We start from the raw sequence: 18497 nt of genomic DNA, 5'->3' as shown, positions 1-18497 counted from the left end.
GTGCGGAGGCAACCAATGTCCGACACCCCAAAAACCGGCCCGTCCCACCGGGACACCGTCGAACGCGTCCGCCACGCCGAGCGCTTCGCCGTGAACCTCCCGATCATCGGACGGGTGGGCATCCCGCCGCCCGAGCATCTCGCCTTCTACGCCGCCCTCGGCACCCTCGCGGCACTCGAGATCATCGAATGGCCCGTCGCCGTGATCATCGCCGCAGGCCATGTTCTGGCCGCCGAGGAACACCACCGCACCGGGCAAGAGATCGGCGCCGCCCTCGAGCGGACATCATGACTCCCGGGCGGATTGGGCCGACACAGAACGATAGTGGGGTGCGATGCTCGATCGAGCCCCACTGAGACCGCGGGCTCGCAGGCAGCAGCGGCGTATCCAGACACGGACGAGAGTGGGAACGGCCGAACCGCGTCAGCGCTTGCACCGTTAACCAAATATCCACCAACGCAGCCACATCCGTACACACGCAGTTCTCGAACTCTCACCCTCGCCGCGCGAAGCCTGATCGGCAGCGTCCCAGGGCGACGACTTCACTGAAATAGGCGAATCTCCTCGAGGAAACGGGCCGGGTCGGTCTCAGCCATCAACCTTCACCCCGACACCACCGGCACCGGTCGGAGAGCGAAAAGTCCGCATCCATGCAATCGTATCGGCGAAGCGAAGTGGCCTGCTCCGACACATCCGCGACGACTGCTGCACATGGTGTGCCGAAGCAGGCGACCTCGAAGCGATCCAAGGAAAGCGCGTGAACTCATTCAGCGTCCCGACCGCAATCCCTGCGTGCGTGGTGCTCGTCCACACCGATGTCCCACGACCCGTCATCGACCGCATTCGAATGGCCGACCTCGACGCGCCCGACCTGGCGGTCCTCGACCTACGGCCAAAACGACGTCGCGCACATGACGCCGTACGGACGCTGAGGGCAACCCGATTCAACGGGGCACTCGTCGTGATCGGCCAGCGTGATGCCAGTCACGAGCGAATCACTGCTCTCGAGGCAGGCGCGGATGATGTTCTGGACGTGCAGATGGGCGAGGAGGAATTTGTTGCGCGGATTCGCGCGGTACTTCGCCGTGCCAAATCCGTGCAGCATCCGCCGATGACACCGATGGTGCCGGGTCTGTCCTTGCATTGGGGGTGCAGAACTGTCGAATGCAACGGCTTGCGTAGGGCCCTCACCCAGACCGAATTCAATCTCATACTGGTGATGACCATGAATGCCGGCCGGATTGTTCTGCGCCGGCACCTCCTCCTGATCGTGTGGGGAGCCGCGAGTGAATCGAGGGCGAGGAAGGTCCTCAACACCTACATCTGCGCGTTACGGCGCAAGTTGGCGTCAATCGGTGCCCAACACACAGTTCAGACGATCCGCGGAGTCGGTTTCTCCCTGCAACAACACAATGCCGGACTGCCTGAATAATTGAACTCCGCGTTCTCCTTTGGCGCGTAACGTGAAGGGCGGTCGCCGCCGCGCGACCGACACCCGTAACCCCGTCGGGAGGTTGTCATGAACATCGTCGATCGCGCCGCCCGTACCGTCGGTCGAACTGCGGACATCGCGATTGCGGCGACGGGAGCGGTGGGCGGCAGCGTGGTCGGAGGAACGCTGGGAGCCGTCAAGGGCGTGTTTCAGGGCGCCGGAGCCGGGCTGCGCGGCGGAGCCGGCCTGGGGATCAGGTCGGTGGACAAGATCCGCGGCCGCACCCCAGACTCCGACACACGCCCCGCACACACACGCACGAAGTCCACCGAAGGCGACACCTCCACGTCGACGTCAAAGGCCAAGCCGAAGTCGACGTCGAAGTCCGCGACGGGGCCGAAGCCCCGCACCCAGTAAGTCCTTCGTCGCCTCGACCTCCGTCGACATGAGCCTGAGCGCGTACCTCACAGGATCGGTTCTGCTGCCGGTCCGAGTAGCCCGGCGGGGCCTGCAGGCCGGCACCTCGATCGGCATCAGTCTCGTCGACACCACCGTTACCGGCGCCGCCGCGGTGGCCGGCGTCGGGATGAGCCTGGCCACCGCCCCCCCTGCGGGGAGGCGCGGTGTCGGCGCGGGATATGGCACGGGAATTCCTCGGGGGCGCACCGTCCCGCCGATACTGGTGCGGATTCGACCGAATCTGGATGGAGGTCCGCGGGCTCGACGCCCCCGAGGGGCCCCAGGTCGGCACCGCCGTCCTCGCCGCCGTGCGTGCCCTGCCCGGCGTGACTGCGGCAGACCTCAACTACGCACTCTCCCGGATCGTCGTCGCCGTCGACGATGAGGCACCGTCTCTGACACAGCTCTGCGACACGGTATGCAGCGCCGAAAACTCGGTTCGCGCACCGGAACACGAACGGCCGCTCGATCTACCCGGCGACGACGTCGTCCTCGCCGGGCGGATAGCCGCACTGGCAACCACCGGAGTCGGTTTCGGTGTGTCGCTGGCCGCGGCGGCGTTGCGGTTGCCACAACTGCCACCGGCGGTGGCCGCGGCCGTCATCTCCGCCGATTACCAGCCCCGGATCCGGCGTCTCGTCGAGCGCCAGCTCGGGCCCGAGGCCACCGATGTGGTGCTGGCGACCGCTGGGGCGGCGATATTGACACTGACCCAGAACCCGGTCTCACTCGCAGTGAGCGTGCTGATCCGGGCCACGCTGACGACCGAGACGTGGTCGGCCCGGCAGGCCTGGCATCGACACGAACCCGCCCTGGCGCAGCACGCCGGCGACGACCATCCACCCGAGCACCCCCACCGTCCGCGCTCGCTTCCGGTCGGACCGGTCGAACGTCACGCCGACCGTTCCGCGCTCGCTGCCCCGGCAGCCGCCGCGGTCGCCGGGGCGGCCACCGGTGAGGCCGGCCTCGCCGGTACCGCGTTGATCGTCGCCGCCCCGGCCGCAGCCCGCACCGCACGCGAGTCGTTCGCCGCCACCCTCGGCCGGGGACTGGCCGACCGACACGCCGTGCTGCCGCTGCGGCCACCGGCGTTGCGCCGCCTCGATCGGGTCGACGCCGTCGTGATCGATCCGCAAGTCCTCACCCCGGTCGTACCCGATGCACACGTGCTGGACTACATCCGGCGCGCCGGCATCCGCACGATCTCGCTCCGGAGCCCAGCCCTCGGCGACGGACAGAACAACGTCGACGAACTCCACGAGCCCGCCGACGCCCCCGACACCGCCCTGCACGACGCGGTCGAGCAGCTACAGAGCCGAGGTGCCATCGTCGCGGTGATCGCCGCGCACGCCCCGCATGCCCTGGCAGCGGCGGACGTGGGTATCGGCGTGGTCGACGACCAGGAACCGCCCTGGTATGCCGATCTGTTGGTCGACGACCCGTCGACCGCCTGGAGGATTCTGTGCGCCGTACCGGCGGCGCGAGCCGCCAGCCGCCGGGGCGTCGAACTCGCCACCGGCAGTTCACTACTCGGTGCAGTGCTGCTGTTGACAAGCATTCCGTTCCAGGGCACCGAACCCGTGACCGGCGGGGCCGCAGCCGGACTGTGGATCGGTCACCGCCTGGCACGCCGGACCCTCGACGACCCCCTGGCCGAACACGACCGCAACCGCCCGCACCCGGACGACGCCCACCGAACACTTCGCGACCAGGTCCACCGAGCCGAGCGCTTCGCCCTCGCGCTGCCCCGCGGTGGGCAGCTTCCAATCCCCACCCCCGAACAGACCGCGTATCTGGCCGCCCTGACGCTTCTCGTCGCACTGCAGATCATCGATTGGCCCGTCGCCCTCGTGATCGCCGCCGGGTACGTCGTCACCACGGATCGTCGGCGCCCCGAGCGTGCGCTCGCCCAATCCGCGGCCTGAACGGAGCACCGCACTCGACGAAGGCCACCCCGCCTTCCCTGGCGCTTCTCACGCCGGGAATCGACCAGGATCCCAAACGGGAGAAGGTGATAACCAGTGACGCAGCGAGAGTGGGTGGAACGCGACTTCTATGCCGACCTGGGCGTGCCATCGGACGCATCGACCGAGCACATCAAGAAGGCTTACCGCAAGCTCGCCCGGGAGCTGCACCCGGACGCCAACCCGCACGACTCCCGAGCCGAGGATCGCTTCAAAACGGTCAGCGAGGCGCACGCCGTGCTCTCGGATCCGGTCAAACGCAAGGACTACGACGAGACACGCAGGCTGTTCACCCCCGGAGCCTTCGGTCGCAGCGGATTCCACGCCGGCGCCAGGTCGGGCGCCGGCGGCAGCGGCGGAGATTTCGGCCTCGGCGACCTGTTCGGGCGGAGCTCACCCTTCACCAGCACTGGGGACCTGTTCGATCGGACCACCGGCACGCGCCCACGGCGCGGCAGTGACGTCGAGACCGACACACAGCTGACGTTCCGAGCGGCCATCCGCGGCACCGTGGTGCCACTACAAGTGAGCGGCGTCTCCACATGCACCGCATGTCACGGCAGCGGCACGACTCCCGGAACCACCGCGAGAGCCTGCCCGCGCTGTTATGGAATGGGATTGGTCACCCGCAATCTGGGAGCATTCGGGTTCAGCGAACCCTGCGACGACTGCCGCGGCACCGGGTTCGTCATCGACGCACCCTGCCCAGATTGTCAAGGCACCGGCAGCGGGAATCGCACCCGCACCGTCAACGTCCGGGTGCCAGCCGGCGTGTGTGATGGCCAACGCCTCCGGCTCCCGGGTCAAGGCGAACAAGGCCTGCGGGGCGCCCCTTCGGGCGATCTGTACGTTCGCGTACACGTCACCGCGGACCCGGTGTTCGGCCGCGACGGCGATGATCTCACCGTCACGATTCCGGTCACCTTCAGCGAGCTGGCCTTGGGTGCAACGATGTCCGTTCCCACCCTCGAGGGAACCGTCGGAATGAAGATTCCGGCGGGCACGGCAGCCGGACGAACCTTTCGGATTCGCGGTCGTGGAGCGCCCAGACGTGACGGCACGGCGGGCGATCTGCTGATCCGGACCGAGGTCACGGTGCCACCGAAGCTGGACGCCACCGCCGCCGAAGCTCTGCGGGCATACGCGCACGCCGAGCGAGCATCCGGATTCGATCCCCGCGCCAAGTGGGCGGGCAGGAGATGACTCCGAGAGACCCGACGGTCCGATCGCCCGGCTCGGCCACGAGTTGCGCGACCTCGAGGAGTCGCTGGAGATCTGACGGGTCAGGTTTCGGCGCGGTCGCTGTGCCCGAGGTGGCGGTCGGGAGCCACCCGGTCACGGACCAGTTGCTTCAGAACGGTGATCTCGGGGAATCCACTTTTCTCCTTGCGGTCCCAGATGAGTTCGCCGTCGACGGTGATACGGAAGATTCCGCCCGTGCCGGGTACGAGCGCGACTTCACCGAGGTCTTGCCCGAAGGTGCCGAGAAGTTCCTGCGCCATCCATGCTGCGCGTAACAACCACTGGCACTGCGTGCAGTAAGTGATCTCGACCCGGCTACCTGGGCTGCTCGTCGTCATCGGGCCAATGTAGCCGACCAGGCGCCCCGAACTCACTCGGACGCTTGCCGATTGGTGAGCCGACGAATCTACACCGATGCCATCGTCTCGTCATCTCGATGTCACCGACGAACTGCACAATGTCGATCGTCAGATCGTGCCCGTCTTGTGAAAGGAAGTTCCCATGTCTACCGCACTCGAAGAATCACGTCGCCACGCCATCGAATTGACCAACGAGAAGATTCAGGCCATCAAGGACTTCTTCACCAACATCTTCCGCCTGGACACCGCGAAGTAGCGCGCCCGTCTGCCACCACCGTCGTGGCCGCGTTGCGTCCTTTCTCGTCCTTCTCCGTCTGAACTGGTACCCATCCCTACGGATCAAGGAGTCACCATGACGGGCACCAACGAGTTCGAGACCCCGACGACGGATCGGACGGACGCACCATCCCAGGCTGCCGCACCGACGTGCTGCAGCACCGAACGGCAGACCACCTGCTGCGATCAGAGCGAGAAGTCGACGTGCTGTGGTCCGGCGGCGACGGCCGGCGGCGGATGCGGCTGCCAATAGCTCTCGACCAGTCCACACGGCGGTGCGGTGCGAGCGAAAGTGGGCTCGCACCGCACCGCCGTCTGTGCGTGGTGATGCGCGGATGACCGGCGTCACCCCACTGGGTTGCCGGCCTACTGATCGTCCGGTGGCGTGGTTCCGCAGGCACAAGCTCCGCCGCCGCGCGGCTGATAGTCGTGCACGTGACCGGTGCGATCCTGGCTGATCTGACAGCAAGCGTGCAGCCGAGCCTGAAGAGTGGCACGGCCGCGCTGCACCCGGGACTTCATCCCGGACACCGAAATTCCCGCTTCGCTGGCCGCGGCGGCGTGGGTTCGGGCGTCGAGGTCGACCATCTTCACCGCCGCGGCCTGCTCTGCGGGCAGCCCGGAGAGCATCGGCACCAAGCACGACGCGAGTTCTTTCGCCGCCGCCTCGTCGGGATCGGCTTCGCCGCCGAGTGGGTTGTCCGGGACGGCGTCGACGGCGAGTTCCCGCCGATGAGGCGCCGACCGGTAGTAGTCGGTAATCGCGTTACGGGTGATGGCATACATCCATCCGAGGAGGCGGTCCTGCTCGCGTAGATTGTCAAGACTCTTGGCCATCCGCAGGAACACGATCGACAGAATGTCGTCGGCGTCCTCGGGACGCGAGACCCGGCGGGCGATGAAGGCCCGCAAGTCGCTCGAGAAGCGGCGCCAGAGCTGGTCCAGATCAGCCGGCGCCTGGGATGTCGTCGTGGTGGAAGTGTCCTCGCTCATGATGTTCCGGTTCCTCTCCGTCTCCAGCATCCTCGCCTGACGGCGCGGTGACGACCCCCTGAGTCATCTTTCAGGTACGGACGACGGTCATCACCTTCGGACGCATCGTGCGTCCGAAAGCCAAGTTCCTCGTCTGTATGGGTGTCGATGTCGATGACGGGTTCTCCGCTTCGACGTACCAGTTGAAGCCTGTGAGGAGGTGAGAGCGATGCTGACCACACATTTATTTTCGGGTCTGACCAGCGAAGAGGTCGATCTGATCGTGGCGGAGGAACTGCATCTGCTCGGTGCCGCCGCATGAGCGCTGTCGTCGCCCCGCTCCGGCGTATCCACTGATTCCAGCACCCCCGGACATGCCCCTCCCCTCTCGCAGGGTGGGGGCCAGAAGAGTGCCCGGCTCCGGATCAGCAGTGCACACGACAAAACCCGCCCCGCCCTTTCCCTGCGGAAGGGAAAGGGCGGGGCGGGTAAGTCTTCGTTCAGCGGGCGTTCGCCGACCGAACCAGGCGGGTGAGAATGGGGACGGCCGTCACCACCGCCCACAACCCGATCGCCGCGACCAGGGCTGCGGCGGTGTCACCGATGGTCGCGGTGCCGAGCACGTGCCCTCGCAGCGCGTCGGTGGCGTGCGCGACCGGATTGACCGTCGCCATGGCCTGCATCCAGCCGGGCATGGTCTCGATCGGCGCGAAGGCACTCGAGATGAACATCAGCGGCATCATCACCATCATTCCGGCGAACTGCACCACATCCGGGCGGCGGAGCCGGTCCCCGATGAGCCCGAACAAGGCGCTCATCGCCCCGGCCAGCACCACCAGCACGACGACCGCGGCGGCGGCATCGAGCGCGGTGCCGTAGAACTCGAAACCCAATGCGACCGCGGCAATCCCGAGCAGCGCGGCCCGGGCGAGAGTGAAGACCGCCTCGTTAATGGTGCGGGCCACCCCCGGCAACGCCGCGCGCATCGGCAGGGCCGCGAAGCGATCGTGCAGGCCGTTTGTGTGATCGATCGCCGCAGACACTCCGGCATTCGTGCCGGCCATGACGGTGGACACGGCGAGCATGGCCGGGGTGAGGAAAACTATGTAACTGACCCCGGGCGGAAAGCCCGGTCCGGCGGCGACGCTGCGGAAGACCTGGCTGAACAGGACGAGCATCGCCATCGGCATGGTCAACGAGAACATCAGGAGCTGCGGAACGCGGGCGCTGGTGCGCAGGTTGCGAACGGTGAGTGCGGCGAGCTGGTCCCCGATCGGGAACCGCCCCGTCGTGGTGGTGCGAATGGTGGTCATCGGTGGGCTCCAGTGTGGGCGAGGTGGGTGAAGACGTCGTCGAGGCTCGGTGAGGTCACGTCCAGGTCGGTGACCTCGATACCGCCTCGGTGCAGGTGTGCGACCAGTTCGGTCGCGGCGGGCGCATCGTCGACGGTGACCGACACCCGAACCCGGCCGTCGTCGAGATGGTGATCGGTGTCCGGGATGAACGGCAGGCCGCCGAGCTGGTGGGCGGGGACGGTCGCGGTCAGGACCTTGCCGCCGACGATCCGTTTCAGCTCGGCCGGGGTGCCGCAGGCGGCGACGCGACCCCGGCTCAGGACCACGATGTGGTCGGCGAGCCGGTCGGCTTCCTCGAGATACTGGGTGGTGAGCACGACGGTGGTGCCGCTGGTGGTCAGCTCGTCGACGACGTCCCACAGGCCGGCGCGGGCAATCGGGTCGAGACCGGTGGTCGGTTCGTCGAGGAACAGCACCGACGGGGACCCGACGAGGCTCGCGGCCAGATCGACCCGGCGGCGGGAGCCACCGGAAAGTTCCCCGATCCGCCGGGTCGCATACTCGTGCAACCCGAGTCGGTCGATCAGCGCGTCGGCCCGTGCGCGGGCGGCGGTGCGACGCAACCCGGTCAGGCGGCCGATCAGCTCCAAATTCTCTCTGGCGGTGAGAAACTCGTCGAGGCCGGCGTATTGGCCGGTCACCCCGATCCGGCGGCGCACCTCGGTGGCGTCGGCCACCACGTCCAGACCCTCGACCTCCACCCGGCCGATGGTGGGGCGCACCAGGGTGGTCAGGGTACGGATCAAGGTGGTCTTACCGGCGCCGTTGTGGCCGAGTACCCCGAGGGTGGACCCGGCCGCGGCGGCGACGTCGACTCCGTCGAGGGCCCAGGTTTTGCCGTAGGCGACGTGCAGGTCCTCGACGAGGACGGCGGGGGCGGTCATCGCACACCCCCGGCGTGGTCGGCGTCGGGATGGGCGGACAAGTGGGTGGTCATCGGAACGGTTCCTCTCGCGGAGAATGCGCTCCCACCCGGTGGTGGGTGGAAGTCCGCTTACTCAGACGAAGCGACCGCGATTCGGACGCAACCGCCGCCGAGCGGCCGTCGGCGGCAGCGCGACCTCTGTCAGGAGCTATCCGTTCGGACGGGCAGACAGAGTGACCATCTGCGGAGTCGGTGCGGCGCCGCGGCCACCCACGGTGGCGGATTCGGATTCGTCGAACACCCCGGCGCCGCCGCACACCCCCGTCTCGGGCAGGGTCAGCTCGACTCGGGCCGCGGCGTCGTGATCCCCGCTCAGGGCGGCGGCGATGCTGCGAACCTGCTCGTACCCCGTCATTGCCAGGAAGGTCGGGGCGCGGCCATAGCTCTTCATTCCAGCCAGGAACACATTCGGCTCCGGATGCGACAATTCGGCCACCCCGTGCGGGTAGACGGTGCCGCAGGAGTGTACGTTCGGGTCGATCAACGGCGCCAACTGGGTCGGGGCCTGCAGCACGGGGTCGAGGCCGAGGCGGATCTCCGACAGCCAGGACAGGTCTGGGCGGAACCCGGTGAGCACCACCACCCGGTCGACGTTCTCGATGCGGGCCCCGGTGTCGGAGACCAACGCCATCTGCCCACCGTCGGATTCGATTGTCGCGGTGCGGAACCCGGGAACCACCTGCAACAGTCCGGCATCGACGGCCGCCTTGGCGCGCAGGCCGAGGGCGCCGCGGGCAGGTAGCTGGTCGTCCTCGCCGCCGCCGAACGTGGAGCCGACGTCACCGCGGCGCAACACCCACGTGATGCGGGTGCCCGGGGCCTGCTTCTCCAGATTGGCCAACGCGACGATCGCGGTCAGCGCCGAGTGGCCACTGCCGGCGATGACGGTGTGCTTTCCTCCGTAGCGGGCCCACGCGTCCTCGTCCGCGAGGTTCGGGACCCGGTACTCGATCCGGTCCGCAGCAGCCTTCTCGCCGAGTGCCGGCAGGCCTTCGCCGCCGAGCGGGTTCGGCGTGCCCCAGGTGCCGGAGGCGTCGATGACCGCCTGAGCGATGATGCGGTCCTCGGTGCCGCCTGAGCGGCGCAGGTGCACCGACAGTGGTTCGGTGTCGCGGCCGGCGTCGACCACCCGGTCCCGACCGCGGCGGGCCACCCCGATCACCTCGGTGCCCAGCTGCACCACGTCGCCGAGCGCTGATGCCAACGGCTGCAGATAGTTCTCGGCCCAGTCCTGGCCGGTCGGATATGCGTCATCGTCGGGGGCTGCCCAGCCGGCCGCCTCGAGCAGGCGGCGAGCTGCGGGGTCGATCAGCTCCTCCCAACGAGAGAACAACCGCACATGGTTCCACTCGGCGACGGCAGCACCGGCGACCGGACCGCGCTCGAAGACGAGCGGAGTCAGGCCGCGCTCACGCAATTCGGCGGCGGCGGCGAGGCCGATCGGCCCTGCACCCACTACGACTACAGGCAAAGCACTCATCTCGAGATCCTTCCATCGACGTTCATCGATCTACTGATTTCGGAGAGTATCGATGCTCGTCGATGAATGCAACCATCGATGTATATCGATATAGTGAAGTCATGAGCTCCGTGGAGATGTCGGCCGTCCGGACTACCCGCCCGAACGATGCGCTGGCCACCGAAGATGCGGTCACCTACGCCGGTTGGTTCGCCTGCCTGGCCGACCCCACCCGGGTTCGGCTGCTGCACCAGGTCGCATCCCGGCCTGCCGGGATCACGGTCGGTGAGCTCGCTGACGCCCTCGAAATAGGACAGCCCACCGTCTCGCATCACGTCCGCAAGCTCGCGGACGTCGGCTTCGTCACCCTGAACAAAAGCCGCACCAGCACCGTCGTCACGGTCAACCCCTCCTGCTGCACCGGACTGCCACACGCCGCGGACGCGGTCATGGGTGTGCTGACCTCGCGCCCGTGCTGCCCGGACGACCTACCCGGCGACGTGACCATCCGTCCCATGACAGACGAGGACTGGGAGGACGTGCGCCGGATCTACGGCGAGGGCATCGCCACCCGCACCGCCACCTTCACCACCGAAGTGCCCACCCGGAAATCCCTGGACGCACAGTGGCTCCCCGATCATCGGTGGGTCGCCGAGATCGACGGTACGGTGGCCGGCTGGGCCACGCTGAGCCCGACGTCCGGACGGGACTGCTACCGAGGCGTCGCCGAAAACTCGATCTACGTCGCCGACGGCATGCGCGGGCGCGGCGTCGGCAAGACCCTGCTGCGCACCCAGGTCATCGCCGCCGACGACGCGGGTATCTGGACGCTGCAGACGTCGATCTTCCCGGAAAACAGGGCCAGCATCGCCCTGCACCACTCCGCCGGATTCCGCACCGTCGGCGTCCGCGAACGCATCGCCCAACTCGACGGTGTGTGGCGCGACACCGTCTTCCTCGAACGCCGCAGCGCAGCGACGACCTGAACGGTGTTCCCAACCTTCGACTTGACCTTCGAGTCGAGTTGAAGGTTTACCGTCGATGACATGAGCACGTACAGGATTTCTTAGCTCGCGGCGCTCGCCGCGGTGCCGGCCACGACTCTGCTGTTGACCCCCGGCACCCTGGTGTTGAGTGTGTGCGCCCCCGAGGCGGCCGAACCGCTGGTGACCGAGCTGTTCGGAGTGAGGGCATGACGGCGACCGGCCGACGATGACCGGTCGCCGACCCACGTGCGCGACAATGACCGCGCCTTGGAGTAGGCAGAAACGAACCGCGAGGGAGACGAGCAGTGGCACAGCCGCAGGGCGTGGTCGCGCGAATGGAACAGCACCAGGTGGCGATCTACCTCGCGGCGATGGTCGCCGGCGCCGGAATCGGCTGGACCGCACCGGCAGCGGGCCCTGGCCTCGAGCACGCGATCAACCCGGTCCTTGGCGCGCTGCTGTTCGTGACGTTCCTGCAGGTGCCGGCCGCCGAACTGCTGCGGTCCCTGCGTGAGGGCCGGTTCCTGGCGGCCGTCCTGGCGGTCAACTTCCTGCTCGCCCCGCTCGTCGTCGCCGCGATGTTCACCTTTCTGCCCGCCGACCAGGCGGTGCGGATCGGTCTGCTGCTGGTATTGCTGTGCCCGTGCGTGGACTATGTGATCGTCTTCTCCGGGCTAGCCGGCGGCAGCAGCAGCCGTCTCCTCGCTGCGACCCCGTTGCTGTTGCTCACCCAGATGCTGCTGCTCCCGGTGTTTCTCGTGCTGTTTCTCGGTTCGGACCTGTCCGATATCGTCGACGTCGGACCGTTCGTCACCGCGTTCATCGTCTTGATCGTCATCCCCCTCGCGTTGGCGTGGGCCACCCAGTTCTGGTCGGCGCGTGCGGAATCGGGGCGGAGCGCATCGGCGGCGGCGACCGCAACGATGGTGCCGCTGATGGCGGCCACCCTGCTGGTGGTGGTCGCCTCCCAGGTGCCGAAGCTCGAGGGCCAGGTTGCCGATGTGGCCGCGGTGGTGCCCTTCTACGTGGCGTTCCTGGTGGTAATGGCGTTCGCGGGACTGCTGGTCGCCCGGTTGTGTCGGTTGGACCCGCCGTCCGGGCGGGCCGTGCTGTTCAGCGGAGCGACCCGCAACTCCCTGGTCGTGCTGCCCCTCGCGCTGGCCCTGCCCGACCATCTCGCGGTCGCCGCGGTGGTCGTGGTCACCCAGACCCTCGTCGAGGTCGTCGGCATGGTGATCTACGTCCGGTTGGTGCCGCGTCTGCTGCCCGCGGCCACCGATACCTCACCCGCACCGGCCTGAGCCGGGATCCGCGGCGGCGGATTTCGAGCGCCTTACTTCAGTCGCCGCAACACTCGGAGCTATGCGCTGCAGTATCGGGGCGGGGATTGACCGGCGCGACACAGCAGCTCTCGCCCTTCCAGGCGTTGAGCCCTTCCTTGACGGCGATCACCGCGATCACCAGCGCGGCGATCGGATCCGCCCAGGACCAGCCGAACAGGCTGTTGACCAGCAGGCCGACCAGGAGGACGGCGGACAGGTAGGTGCACAGCAGGGTTTGCTTGGAGTCGGCGACCGCCGAGAGGGAGCCGAGTTCACGCCCGGCTCGCCGTTGCGCCCAGGACAGCACCGGCATGACCGCCAAACTCACAGCAGCCAAACCGATTCCGATACTCGAATGTTGCGCTTCGTCCAACCCCACCAGTGACCGGAGAGCGTCGACGCTCACATACAGCGCGAGTCCGAAGAAAGAGAAAGCGATGATCCGCAGCGCGATCTTCTCGCGCGCTTCGGGATCCTTGCCCGCGAACTGCCAGGCCACGGCGAACGCCGAGGACACCTCGATCACGGAGTCCAGCCCGAATCCGATCAGCGCGGCAGACGACACCCTAGCGCCCTCGGTCAACGCGATGACCGCCTCGAGCACGTTGTAACTGATCGTCGCGGCCACCAACCACCGAATCCGGCGCGAGAGCAACTGGCGACGATCCGCCGAGAGACCGGGTGGCCGCATCCCCGGGGTGCCGAGATCTGACGCCATCAGCAGCACCCGTCGGAATCCGCCGTCGGGCAATGGGACGGATCGACGGCCAGGACCAGACCGATCAAGTCGTCGAGCGCACGCCCGATACGAGGATCCGCCAGTTCGTAGCGAGCCCGTCGCCCCTCGGGAACGGCGACCACAAGTCCACAGCCCCGCAGGCACGCCAAATGATTCGACAGGATCTGCCGCGACACCCCGATCTGCTCGGCCAACTCGGACGGATAGCCCGGCGCTGTCCGCAGACGCAGCAGGATCTGTGTGCGCGTCGAATCCGAGAGCGCATACCCGAAACGGGCAAGCGCATCACCGTGCACGAGAGTATCCACACCCAAACGATACATCTGCTTCTGTATCCAGAAAAGCATGTACTCAAGCCCATTCATCGACTGTTCATTTGTGCACTGATTCGATGTCTGTCAATATCGACTTATGTCGAATCAGGAACTGTCGGAGAGTGGTGCGTGTTGCTCACCGCTGGTACGCGAACCGTTGACCGAGGACTGGGCCGGCGATCTGGCCCGGATGTTCAAGGCCCTCGGTGACCCGGTCCGCCTGCGCCTGCTCAGCCTCGTGGCCTCTCACGCAGGTGGGGAGGCGTGCGTGTGCGACATCTCCGAAACGTTCGACCTGTCCCAGCCGACGATTTCCCATCACCTGAAGGTGCTCCGGTCGGCGGGACTGCTGGACTGCGAACGCCGCGGCACCTGGGTCTACTACTGGGTGGTCCCCTCCGCGTTGCAGCAGCTGTCCGCGGTGCTACTCACCGAAGGTGGACCCGTCGTACCGTCCGAGACATGCGCGGCGGAGGTGCCGGCATGAGCGAGGCAACCACCACCGAACACCACCCGGCCGTCGTCGGCAAACTGTCTACCCTCGACCGATATCTGCCGGTGTGGATCGGCGTCGCCATGGTGGCCGGGCTGCTGCTGGGCAGGATGATCCCCGGTCTGGGTGATGCCCTGTCCGCGGTGGAGGTCGACGGAATTTCCCTGCCGATCGCCCTCGGTCTGCTGATCATGATGTACCCGGTGCTGGCGAAGGTCCGCTACGACCGTCTCGACACGGTCACCGGCGACCGCAAACTCCTCATCGGGTCCCTCGTGCTGAACTGGGTCCTCGGCCCGGCGCTGATGTTCGCCCTGGCCTGGCTATTGCTGCCGGATCTGCCCGAGTACCGCACCGGCTTGATCATCGTCGGGCTGGCCCGCTGCATCGCCATGGTGATCATCTGGAACGACCTCGCCTGCGGTGACCGCGAGGCCGCCGCCGTGCTGGTGGCGATCAACTCGGTGTTCCAGGTGATCATGTTCGCCGTCCTCGGCTGGTTCTACCTCTCGGTCCTGCCTGGTTGGCTCGGCCTCGAGCAAACCACCATCGACACCTCTCCGTGGCAGATCGCGAAGTCGGTGCTCATCTTCCTCGGCATCCCGCTGCTCGCCGGCTACCTCACCCGCCGCTACGGCGAAAAGGCAAAGGGCCGTATCTGGTACGAGAGCAAGTTCATCCCCCGCATCGGGCCGTGGGCGCTCTACGGGCTGCTGTTCACCATCGTCATCCTCTTCGCCCTGCAGGGCGAGCAGATCACCTCCCAGCCGCTCGACGTCGTCCGCATCGCGATCCCGCTACTCGCCTACTTCGCCATCATGTGGGGTGGCGGCTACGCCCTCGGCGCCGCAATGGGTCTCGGGTACGAGCGCACCACCACCCTGGCGTTCACCGCCGCGGGCAACAACTTCGAACTCGCCATCGCCGTCGCCATCGCCACCTACGGCGCCACCTCCGGCCAAGCACTCGCCGGTGTCGTCGGCCCACTGATCGAGGTGCCCGTCCTCGTCGGACTCGTGTACGTCTCGCTCGCTCTGCGTAGGAGATTCGCCGAGCAGCGCACGCCCACGCCAGCCGTGACGCTCGACAATCACGACTCCTGATCGACACCTACCTCCGAAAGGCATTTCGCATGGCTTCCCGACCCAGCGTGCTGTTCGTCTGCATCCACAACGCCGGCCGCTCCCAGATGGCCGCCGGATTCCTCACCCACCTCGCGGGTGATCAGATCGAGGTCCGCTCCGCCGGATCCGCCCCGGCCGAGACCATCAACTCCGCCGCTGTGGAGGCCATGGCCGAAATCGGCATCGACATCTCCGGCCAGTCGCCGAAGATCCTCACCCCCGACGCCGTCCACACCTCCGACGTGGTCATCACCATGGGTTGCGGCGACGCCTGCCCCGTCTTTCCTGGGGTCAGCTACCGCGACTGGGCACTCGAGGACCCGGCCGGTAAGGGCGTCGAGGCGGTCCGTCCGATCCGCGACGACATTCGCTCCCGGGTCGAGGCGCTGATCGCCGAACTCGTTCCCGCCACCGCCTGAGACGGAGACCGACCGATGACGAAACCGTCCGTGTTGTTCGTGTGCGTGAAGAACGGCGGCAAATCCCAGATGGCTGCCGGGCTGATGCGAAAAGCAGCCGGCAACGACGTCGACGTGTACTCCGCCGGAACCAAGCCCGGCACCGCCGTCAACGCCCTGTCAGCGCAGTCCCTGCTCGAGGTCGGTGTCGACATCGCCGGTGAAACTCCGACACCCATTGACCCGCAGCTGGTTCGAGATGTCGACGTGGTGGTCACCCTCGGCCGCGAAGCCCACGTCGCCCCCGTGGACGGGACCCGGTTCGAGAACTGGGACACCGATGAGCCGTCCGACCGCGGCATCGACGGGATCGAGCGGATGCGCCTGGTCCGCGACGACATCGCCGCCCGCGTCGATCAGCTCGCCGCCCAACTCCGCACCACCCAGCCCTGATATCCGAGGAGAACCTGCTCGTGAGCACCATCGAAATATTCGAACCCGCCCTGTGCTGCAATACCGGCGTCTGCGGCGACGACGTCGACCAGGCGTTGGTCACCTTCTCCGCCGACATGGACTGGGTCCGCTCCCAGGGCGGAGACATCGCCCGGTTCAACCTCGCCAGCGAACCCCTCGCATTCGCCGAGCGGGAACCGGTCAAAGCGTTCCTGCAGGTTTCCGGATCCGAGGGTCTACCGCTGGTGCTCGTCGACGGGGTCATCGCGCAGACCGGCCGCTATCCCGACCGCGCCCAGCTCGCCAAGTGGGCCGGACTTACCGAGGCTCCGTCCGCGGCTCCGGCCGGGGTCGCCATGCTCGGGCTCACCGACGCCGGATCTTGCTGCGCCCCAGACGACAACGGTTCCAGCTGCTGCTGAAAGGCTCTGCCTGTTATGAAGTTTCTCGACTCCCCGCCCCGCTTCCTGTTCTTCACCGGTAAGGGCGGGGTCGGGAAGACTTCCATCGCTTGCGCCGCAGCTATTCACCTCGCCCGCGCCGGCCGCAAGGTCCTGCTGGTCAGTACCGACCCGGCGTCGAATGTCGGGCAAGTGTTCGGGCTGACGATCGGCAACACCATTACCGACGTTCTCGCCGTGCCCGGATTGTCGGCGCTCGAGATCGACCCTGGGCAGGCCGCCGACGCCTACCGCGAACGCATCATCGGACCCGTGCGGGGGTTGTTGCCGGAGAAGGAATTGGCGTCGATCACCGAGCAGCTGTCGGGTTCATGCACCACCGAGATCGCTTCGTTCAACGAGTTCACCGCCCTGCTCACCGACCACGACACCGTCGCCGACTTCGACCACGTGCTCTTCGACACTGCCCCCACCGGGCACACCATCCGGCTGCTGCAACTGCCCGGATCGTGGACCGACTTCCTGAACGACGGAAAAGGCGATGCCTCCTGCCTGGGCCCGATGTCCGGGCTCGAAAAGCAACGCGGCATCTACGCGGACGCGGTCGCCGCCCTCGCCGACCCGCAGCGCACCCGGCTGGTTCTGGTCGCCCGGGCGCAGCGATCCCCGCTCGCCGAAATCGCCCGCACCCATATCGAACTCGCCGACATCGGGCTAATCCACCAGTACGTCGTGATCAACGGTGTCCTCCCCGCTCCCGAGGACGGGGACGAGCTCTCTGCCGCGATCTACCGGCGCGAACAGGCCGCCCTCGATGATCTTCCCCGTGAGCTGTGCGCTCTGCCCTCCGACCGGGTCGAGCTCAAGGCCACCAACATGGTCGGCATCAGCGCACTCGAGAGCCTGTTCACGGCGAATCCTGCCGCCACGCCGCAGGCCATCGCAGCAGAAGCAACACCGGTGCCGCAGGCGCCGCTGTCCGCCCTCATCGACGAACTCGCCGAAGCCGATCACGGGCTGATCATGTGCATGGGCAAGGGCGGGGTCGGCAAGACCACCCTCGCCGCCGCGATCGCTGTCGCCCTGGCGCAGCGAGGACATGAGGTGCACCTGACCACCACCGATCCGGCTGCCCATCTGACCGACACGCTCGACGGACACCTCGCGTGCCTCGAGGTGTCTCGGATCGATCCGGCCGAGGCCACCGCGCAGTATCGGGATCGAGTGCTGGCCACCAAAGGCGCCGCCCTCGACGAACAGGGCCGCGCCACCCTCGCCGAGGACCTAGCCTCCCCGTGCACCGAGGAAGTCGCCGTCTTCCAAGCCTTCTCGCGGGTCATCCACGAATCTCGGCGCAAGTTCGTCGTCGTCGACACCGCCCCCACCGGACACACCCTGCTACTCCTCGACGCCACCGGGTCATACCACCGGGAGATCGCCCGCCAGATGGGTGACAGCACGAATTTCACGACTCCCTTGATGCGGTTGCAGAACCCGGAGGAGACGAAGATCCTGTTGGTTACCCTCGCCGAAACCGTTCCGCGGCTCGAGGCCGAAGGCTTACAAGCCGACCTGCAACGCGCAGGAATCACGCCGTGGGCGTGGATAATCAACAACTCGCTTGCCGCCGCACAGCCGATGTCCGACCTGCTCCGGCGGCGGGCTGCGGCGGAGCAATCGGAAATCGATGTCGTCGCGCACCCGCGGGTCGCGGTCGTGCCGATGCAGCCCACAGAGCCGGTCGGCGAAGCGGCGTTGACCGCGTTGGTCGAAGCTGAGGTGTTCGGACTGGCGACCTAGCCGCCTGGGACCGGCCAACGGTCA

At 67.2% G+C, this 18497-nt stretch carries 21 protein-coding genes; 14 read left to right on the top strand and 7 right to left on the bottom strand.

Annotated elements, in window-relative coordinates; genetic code table 11:
• Nucleotides 1-15: 15 nt before the first annotated feature.
• The 5 genes from HYG77_RS22320 (at nucleotide 16) to dnaJ (ending at nucleotide 5058) form a co-directional block, all read left to right on the top strand.
• Entirely contained in the window at nucleotides 16-291 is a 276-nt protein-coding gene (locus HYG77_RS22320; protein WP_208960654.1) for a hypothetical protein, read from the top strand.
• Nucleotides 292-757: 466 nt separating this feature from the next.
• Nucleotides 758-1432, top strand: coding sequence for a response regulator transcription factor (locus tag HYG77_RS22315; protein ID WP_208960653.1), 675 nt, complete (start codon nucleotides 758-760; stop codon nucleotides 1430-1432).
• A gap of 87 nt (nucleotides 1433-1519) precedes the next feature.
• Nucleotides 1520-1849, top strand: coding sequence for a hypothetical protein (locus tag HYG77_RS39775; protein ID WP_244373048.1), 330 nt, complete (start codon nucleotides 1520-1522; stop codon nucleotides 1847-1849).
• 206 nt (nucleotides 1850-2055) lie between these two features.
• On the top strand, nucleotides 2056-3816 hold the full coding sequence (locus tag HYG77_RS22305; RefSeq protein WP_244373047.1) for a metal transporter: 1761 nt from the start codon (nucleotides 2056-2058) through the stop codon (nucleotides 3814-3816).
• Nucleotides 3817-3912: 96 nt separating this feature from the next.
• A complete protein-coding gene (gene dnaJ, locus HYG77_RS22300) occupies nucleotides 3913-5058 on the top strand; it encodes a molecular chaperone DnaJ (protein WP_208960652.1) in 1146 nt (381 codons plus the stop codon).
• 80 nt (nucleotides 5059-5138) lie between these two features.
• Here the strand turns inward: dnaJ and HYG77_RS22295 are convergent, their stop codons facing one another.
• Nucleotides 5139-5435 (bottom strand): SelT/SelW/SelH family protein, encoded by a 297-nt coding sequence (locus HYG77_RS22295; RefSeq protein WP_109335331.1) that lies wholly within the window; start codon nucleotides 5433-5435, stop codon nucleotides 5139-5141.
• Nucleotides 5436-5808: 373 nt separating this feature from the next.
• Between HYG77_RS22295 and HYG77_RS22290 the strand changes: the two genes are divergently transcribed.
• Complete coding sequence (locus HYG77_RS22290) at nucleotides 5809-5985, top strand: hypothetical protein (RefSeq protein WP_162603283.1); 177 nt, start codon at nucleotides 5809-5811, stop codon at nucleotides 5983-5985.
• Between the two features lie 113 nt (nucleotides 5986-6098).
• On the opposite strand, the gene HYG77_RS22285 is transcribed toward HYG77_RS22290, so the two are convergent.
• The 4 genes from HYG77_RS22285 to HYG77_RS22270 form a co-directional block, all read right to left on the bottom strand.
• Nucleotides 6099-6725 (bottom strand): sigma-70 family RNA polymerase sigma factor, encoded by a 627-nt coding sequence (locus HYG77_RS22285; protein WP_109332973.1) that lies wholly within the window; start codon nucleotides 6723-6725, stop codon nucleotides 6099-6101.
• 479 nt (nucleotides 6726-7204) lie between these two features.
• Entirely contained in the window at nucleotides 7205-8017 is an 813-nt protein-coding gene (locus tag HYG77_RS22280; protein ID WP_109332975.1) for an ABC transporter permease, read from the bottom strand.
• Complete coding sequence (locus HYG77_RS22275; RefSeq protein ID WP_109332977.1) at nucleotides 8014-8943, bottom strand: ATP-binding cassette domain-containing protein; 930 nt, start codon at nucleotides 8941-8943, stop codon at nucleotides 8014-8016. Before HYG77_RS22275 ends, HYG77_RS22280 begins: the two co-directional genes overlap by 4 nt.
• Nucleotides 8944-9132: 189 nt before the next feature.
• Nucleotides 9133-10464, bottom strand: a complete 1332-nt coding sequence (locus HYG77_RS22270; protein WP_109332979.1) for an NAD(P)-binding domain-containing protein — start codon at nucleotides 10462-10464, stop codon at nucleotides 9133-9135.
• Between the two features lie 101 nt (nucleotides 10465-10565).
• Here HYG77_RS22270 and HYG77_RS22265 point away from each other — a divergent pair, with 101 nt between their 5' ends.
• Nucleotides 10566-11429 carry a GNAT family N-acetyltransferase gene (locus HYG77_RS22265; protein ID WP_109332981.1) on the top strand — a complete coding sequence of 288 codons (864 nt, stop codon included), beginning with the start codon at nucleotides 10566-10568 and terminating at the stop codon, nucleotides 11427-11429.
• A gap of 305 nt (nucleotides 11430-11734) precedes the next feature.
• The gene (locus tag HYG77_RS22260) at nucleotides 11735-12730 is read left to right on the top strand and encodes a bile acid:sodium symporter (protein WP_244373045.1); all 996 of its coding nucleotides are present in this window, start codon (nucleotides 11735-11737) and stop codon (nucleotides 12728-12730) included.
• Between the two features lie 37 nt (nucleotides 12731-12767).
• Here HYG77_RS22260 and HYG77_RS22255 read toward each other — a convergent pair whose 3' ends face one another.
• Entirely contained in the window at nucleotides 12768-13469 is a 702-nt protein-coding gene (locus HYG77_RS22255) for a cation transporter (protein WP_208960651.1), read from the bottom strand.
• Nucleotides 13469-13798, bottom strand: coding sequence for a metalloregulator ArsR/SmtB family transcription factor (locus HYG77_RS22250; RefSeq protein ID WP_204164996.1), 330 nt, complete (start codon nucleotides 13796-13798; stop codon nucleotides 13469-13471). Before HYG77_RS22250 ends, HYG77_RS22255 begins: the two co-directional genes overlap by 1 nt.
• 103 nt (nucleotides 13799-13901) lie before the next feature.
• Here HYG77_RS22250 and HYG77_RS22245 point away from each other — a divergent pair, with 103 nt between their 5' ends.
• The 6 genes from HYG77_RS22245 to arsA are packed head-to-tail and all read left to right on the top strand — an operon-like array spanning nucleotide 13902 to nucleotide 18473.
• Complete coding sequence (locus HYG77_RS22245; RefSeq protein ID WP_109332985.1) at nucleotides 13902-14291, top strand: metalloregulator ArsR/SmtB family transcription factor; 390 nt, start codon at nucleotides 13902-13904, stop codon at nucleotides 14289-14291.
• A complete protein-coding gene (gene arsB / locus HYG77_RS22240; protein ID WP_109335334.1) occupies nucleotides 14288-15400 on the top strand; it encodes an ACR3 family arsenite efflux transporter in 1113 nt (370 codons plus the stop codon). The genes HYG77_RS22245 and arsB overlap by 4 nt, the downstream gene beginning before the upstream one ends.
• Before the next feature lie 29 nt (nucleotides 15401-15429).
• A complete protein-coding gene (locus HYG77_RS22235) occupies nucleotides 15430-15840 on the top strand; it encodes an arsenate reductase ArsC (RefSeq protein WP_109332987.1) in 411 nt (136 codons plus the stop codon).
• 15 nt (nucleotides 15841-15855) lie between these two features.
• Complete coding sequence (locus tag HYG77_RS22230) at nucleotides 15856-16272, top strand: low molecular weight phosphatase family protein (protein WP_109332989.1); 417 nt, start codon at nucleotides 15856-15858, stop codon at nucleotides 16270-16272.
• 20 nt (nucleotides 16273-16292) lie between these two features.
• Nucleotides 16293-16694: an arsenite efflux transporter metallochaperone ArsD gene (gene arsD / locus HYG77_RS22225; RefSeq protein ID WP_208960650.1), complete on the top strand. Its 402-nt coding sequence runs from the start codon at nucleotides 16293-16295 to the stop codon at nucleotides 16692-16694.
• A 15-nt stretch (nucleotides 16695-16709) separates the two neighbouring features.
• Nucleotides 16710-18473, top strand: coding sequence for an arsenical pump-driving ATPase (gene arsA / locus HYG77_RS22220; RefSeq protein WP_208960649.1), 1764 nt, complete (start codon nucleotides 16710-16712; stop codon nucleotides 18471-18473).
• The last annotated feature ends 24 nt before the right edge of the window (nucleotides 18474-18497 follow it).

The sequence above is a fragment of the Rhodococcus sp. ZPP genome (genome assembly GCF_017656075.1).
Taxonomy (GTDB): Bacteria; Actinomycetota; Actinomycetes; order Mycobacteriales; family Mycobacteriaceae; genus Rhodococcus_F; species Rhodococcus_F oxybenzonivorans.
Note: the sequence above shows the minus strand (reverse complement) of the source record. Positions and strands in the feature narration are given on the sequence as shown.

What these genes read in the sequence shown, in the direction of transcription:
- HYG77_RS22320 (WP_208960654.1), top strand. Translation starts at nt 16, where the DNA reads ATGTCCGACACCCCAAAAACCGGCCCGTCCCACCGGGACACCGTCGAA.
- HYG77_RS39775 (WP_244373048.1), top strand. Translation starts at nt 1,520, where the DNA reads ATGAACATCGTCGATCGCGCCGCCCGTACCGTCGGTCGAACTGCGGAC.
- HYG77_RS22295 (WP_109335331.1), bottom strand. Translation starts at nt 5,435, where the DNA reads ATGACGACGAGCAGCCCAGGTAGCCGGGTCGAGATCACTTACTGCACG.
- HYG77_RS22290 (WP_162603283.1), top strand. Translation starts at nt 5,809, where the DNA reads ATGACGGGCACCAACGAGTTCGAGACCCCGACGACGGATCGGACGGAC.
- HYG77_RS22285 (WP_109332973.1), bottom strand. Translation starts at nt 6,725, where the DNA reads ATGAGCGAGGACACTTCCACCACGACGACATCCCAGGCGCCGGCTGAT.
- HYG77_RS22280 (WP_109332975.1), bottom strand. Translation starts at nt 8,017, where the DNA reads ATGACCACCATTCGCACCACCACGACGGGGCGGTTCCCGATCGGGGAC.
- HYG77_RS22275 (WP_109332977.1), bottom strand. Translation starts at nt 8,943, where the DNA reads ATGACCGCCCCCGCCGTCCTCGTCGAGGACCTGCACGTCGCCTACGGC.
- HYG77_RS22270 (WP_109332979.1), bottom strand. Translation starts at nt 10,464, where the DNA reads ATGAGTGCTTTGCCTGTAGTCGTAGTGGGTGCAGGGCCGATCGGCCTC.
- HYG77_RS22265 (WP_109332981.1), top strand. Translation starts at nt 10,566, where the DNA reads ATGAGCTCCGTGGAGATGTCGGCCGTCCGGACTACCCGCCCGAACGAT.
- HYG77_RS22255 (WP_208960651.1), bottom strand. Translation starts at nt 13,469, where the DNA reads ATGGCGTCAGATCTCGGCACCCCGGGGATGCGGCCACCCGGTCTCTCG.
- HYG77_RS22245 (WP_109332985.1), top strand. Translation starts at nt 13,902, where the DNA reads ATGTCGAATCAGGAACTGTCGGAGAGTGGTGCGTGTTGCTCACCGCTG.
- arsB (WP_109335334.1), top strand. Translation starts at nt 14,288, where the DNA reads ATGAGCGAGGCAACCACCACCGAACACCACCCGGCCGTCGTCGGCAAA.
- HYG77_RS22235 (WP_109332987.1), top strand. Translation starts at nt 15,430, where the DNA reads ATGGCTTCCCGACCCAGCGTGCTGTTCGTCTGCATCCACAACGCCGGC.
- HYG77_RS22230 (WP_109332989.1), top strand. Translation starts at nt 15,856, where the DNA reads ATGACGAAACCGTCCGTGTTGTTCGTGTGCGTGAAGAACGGCGGCAAA.
- arsA (WP_208960649.1), top strand. Translation starts at nt 16,710, where the DNA reads ATGAAGTTTCTCGACTCCCCGCCCCGCTTCCTGTTCTTCACCGGTAAG.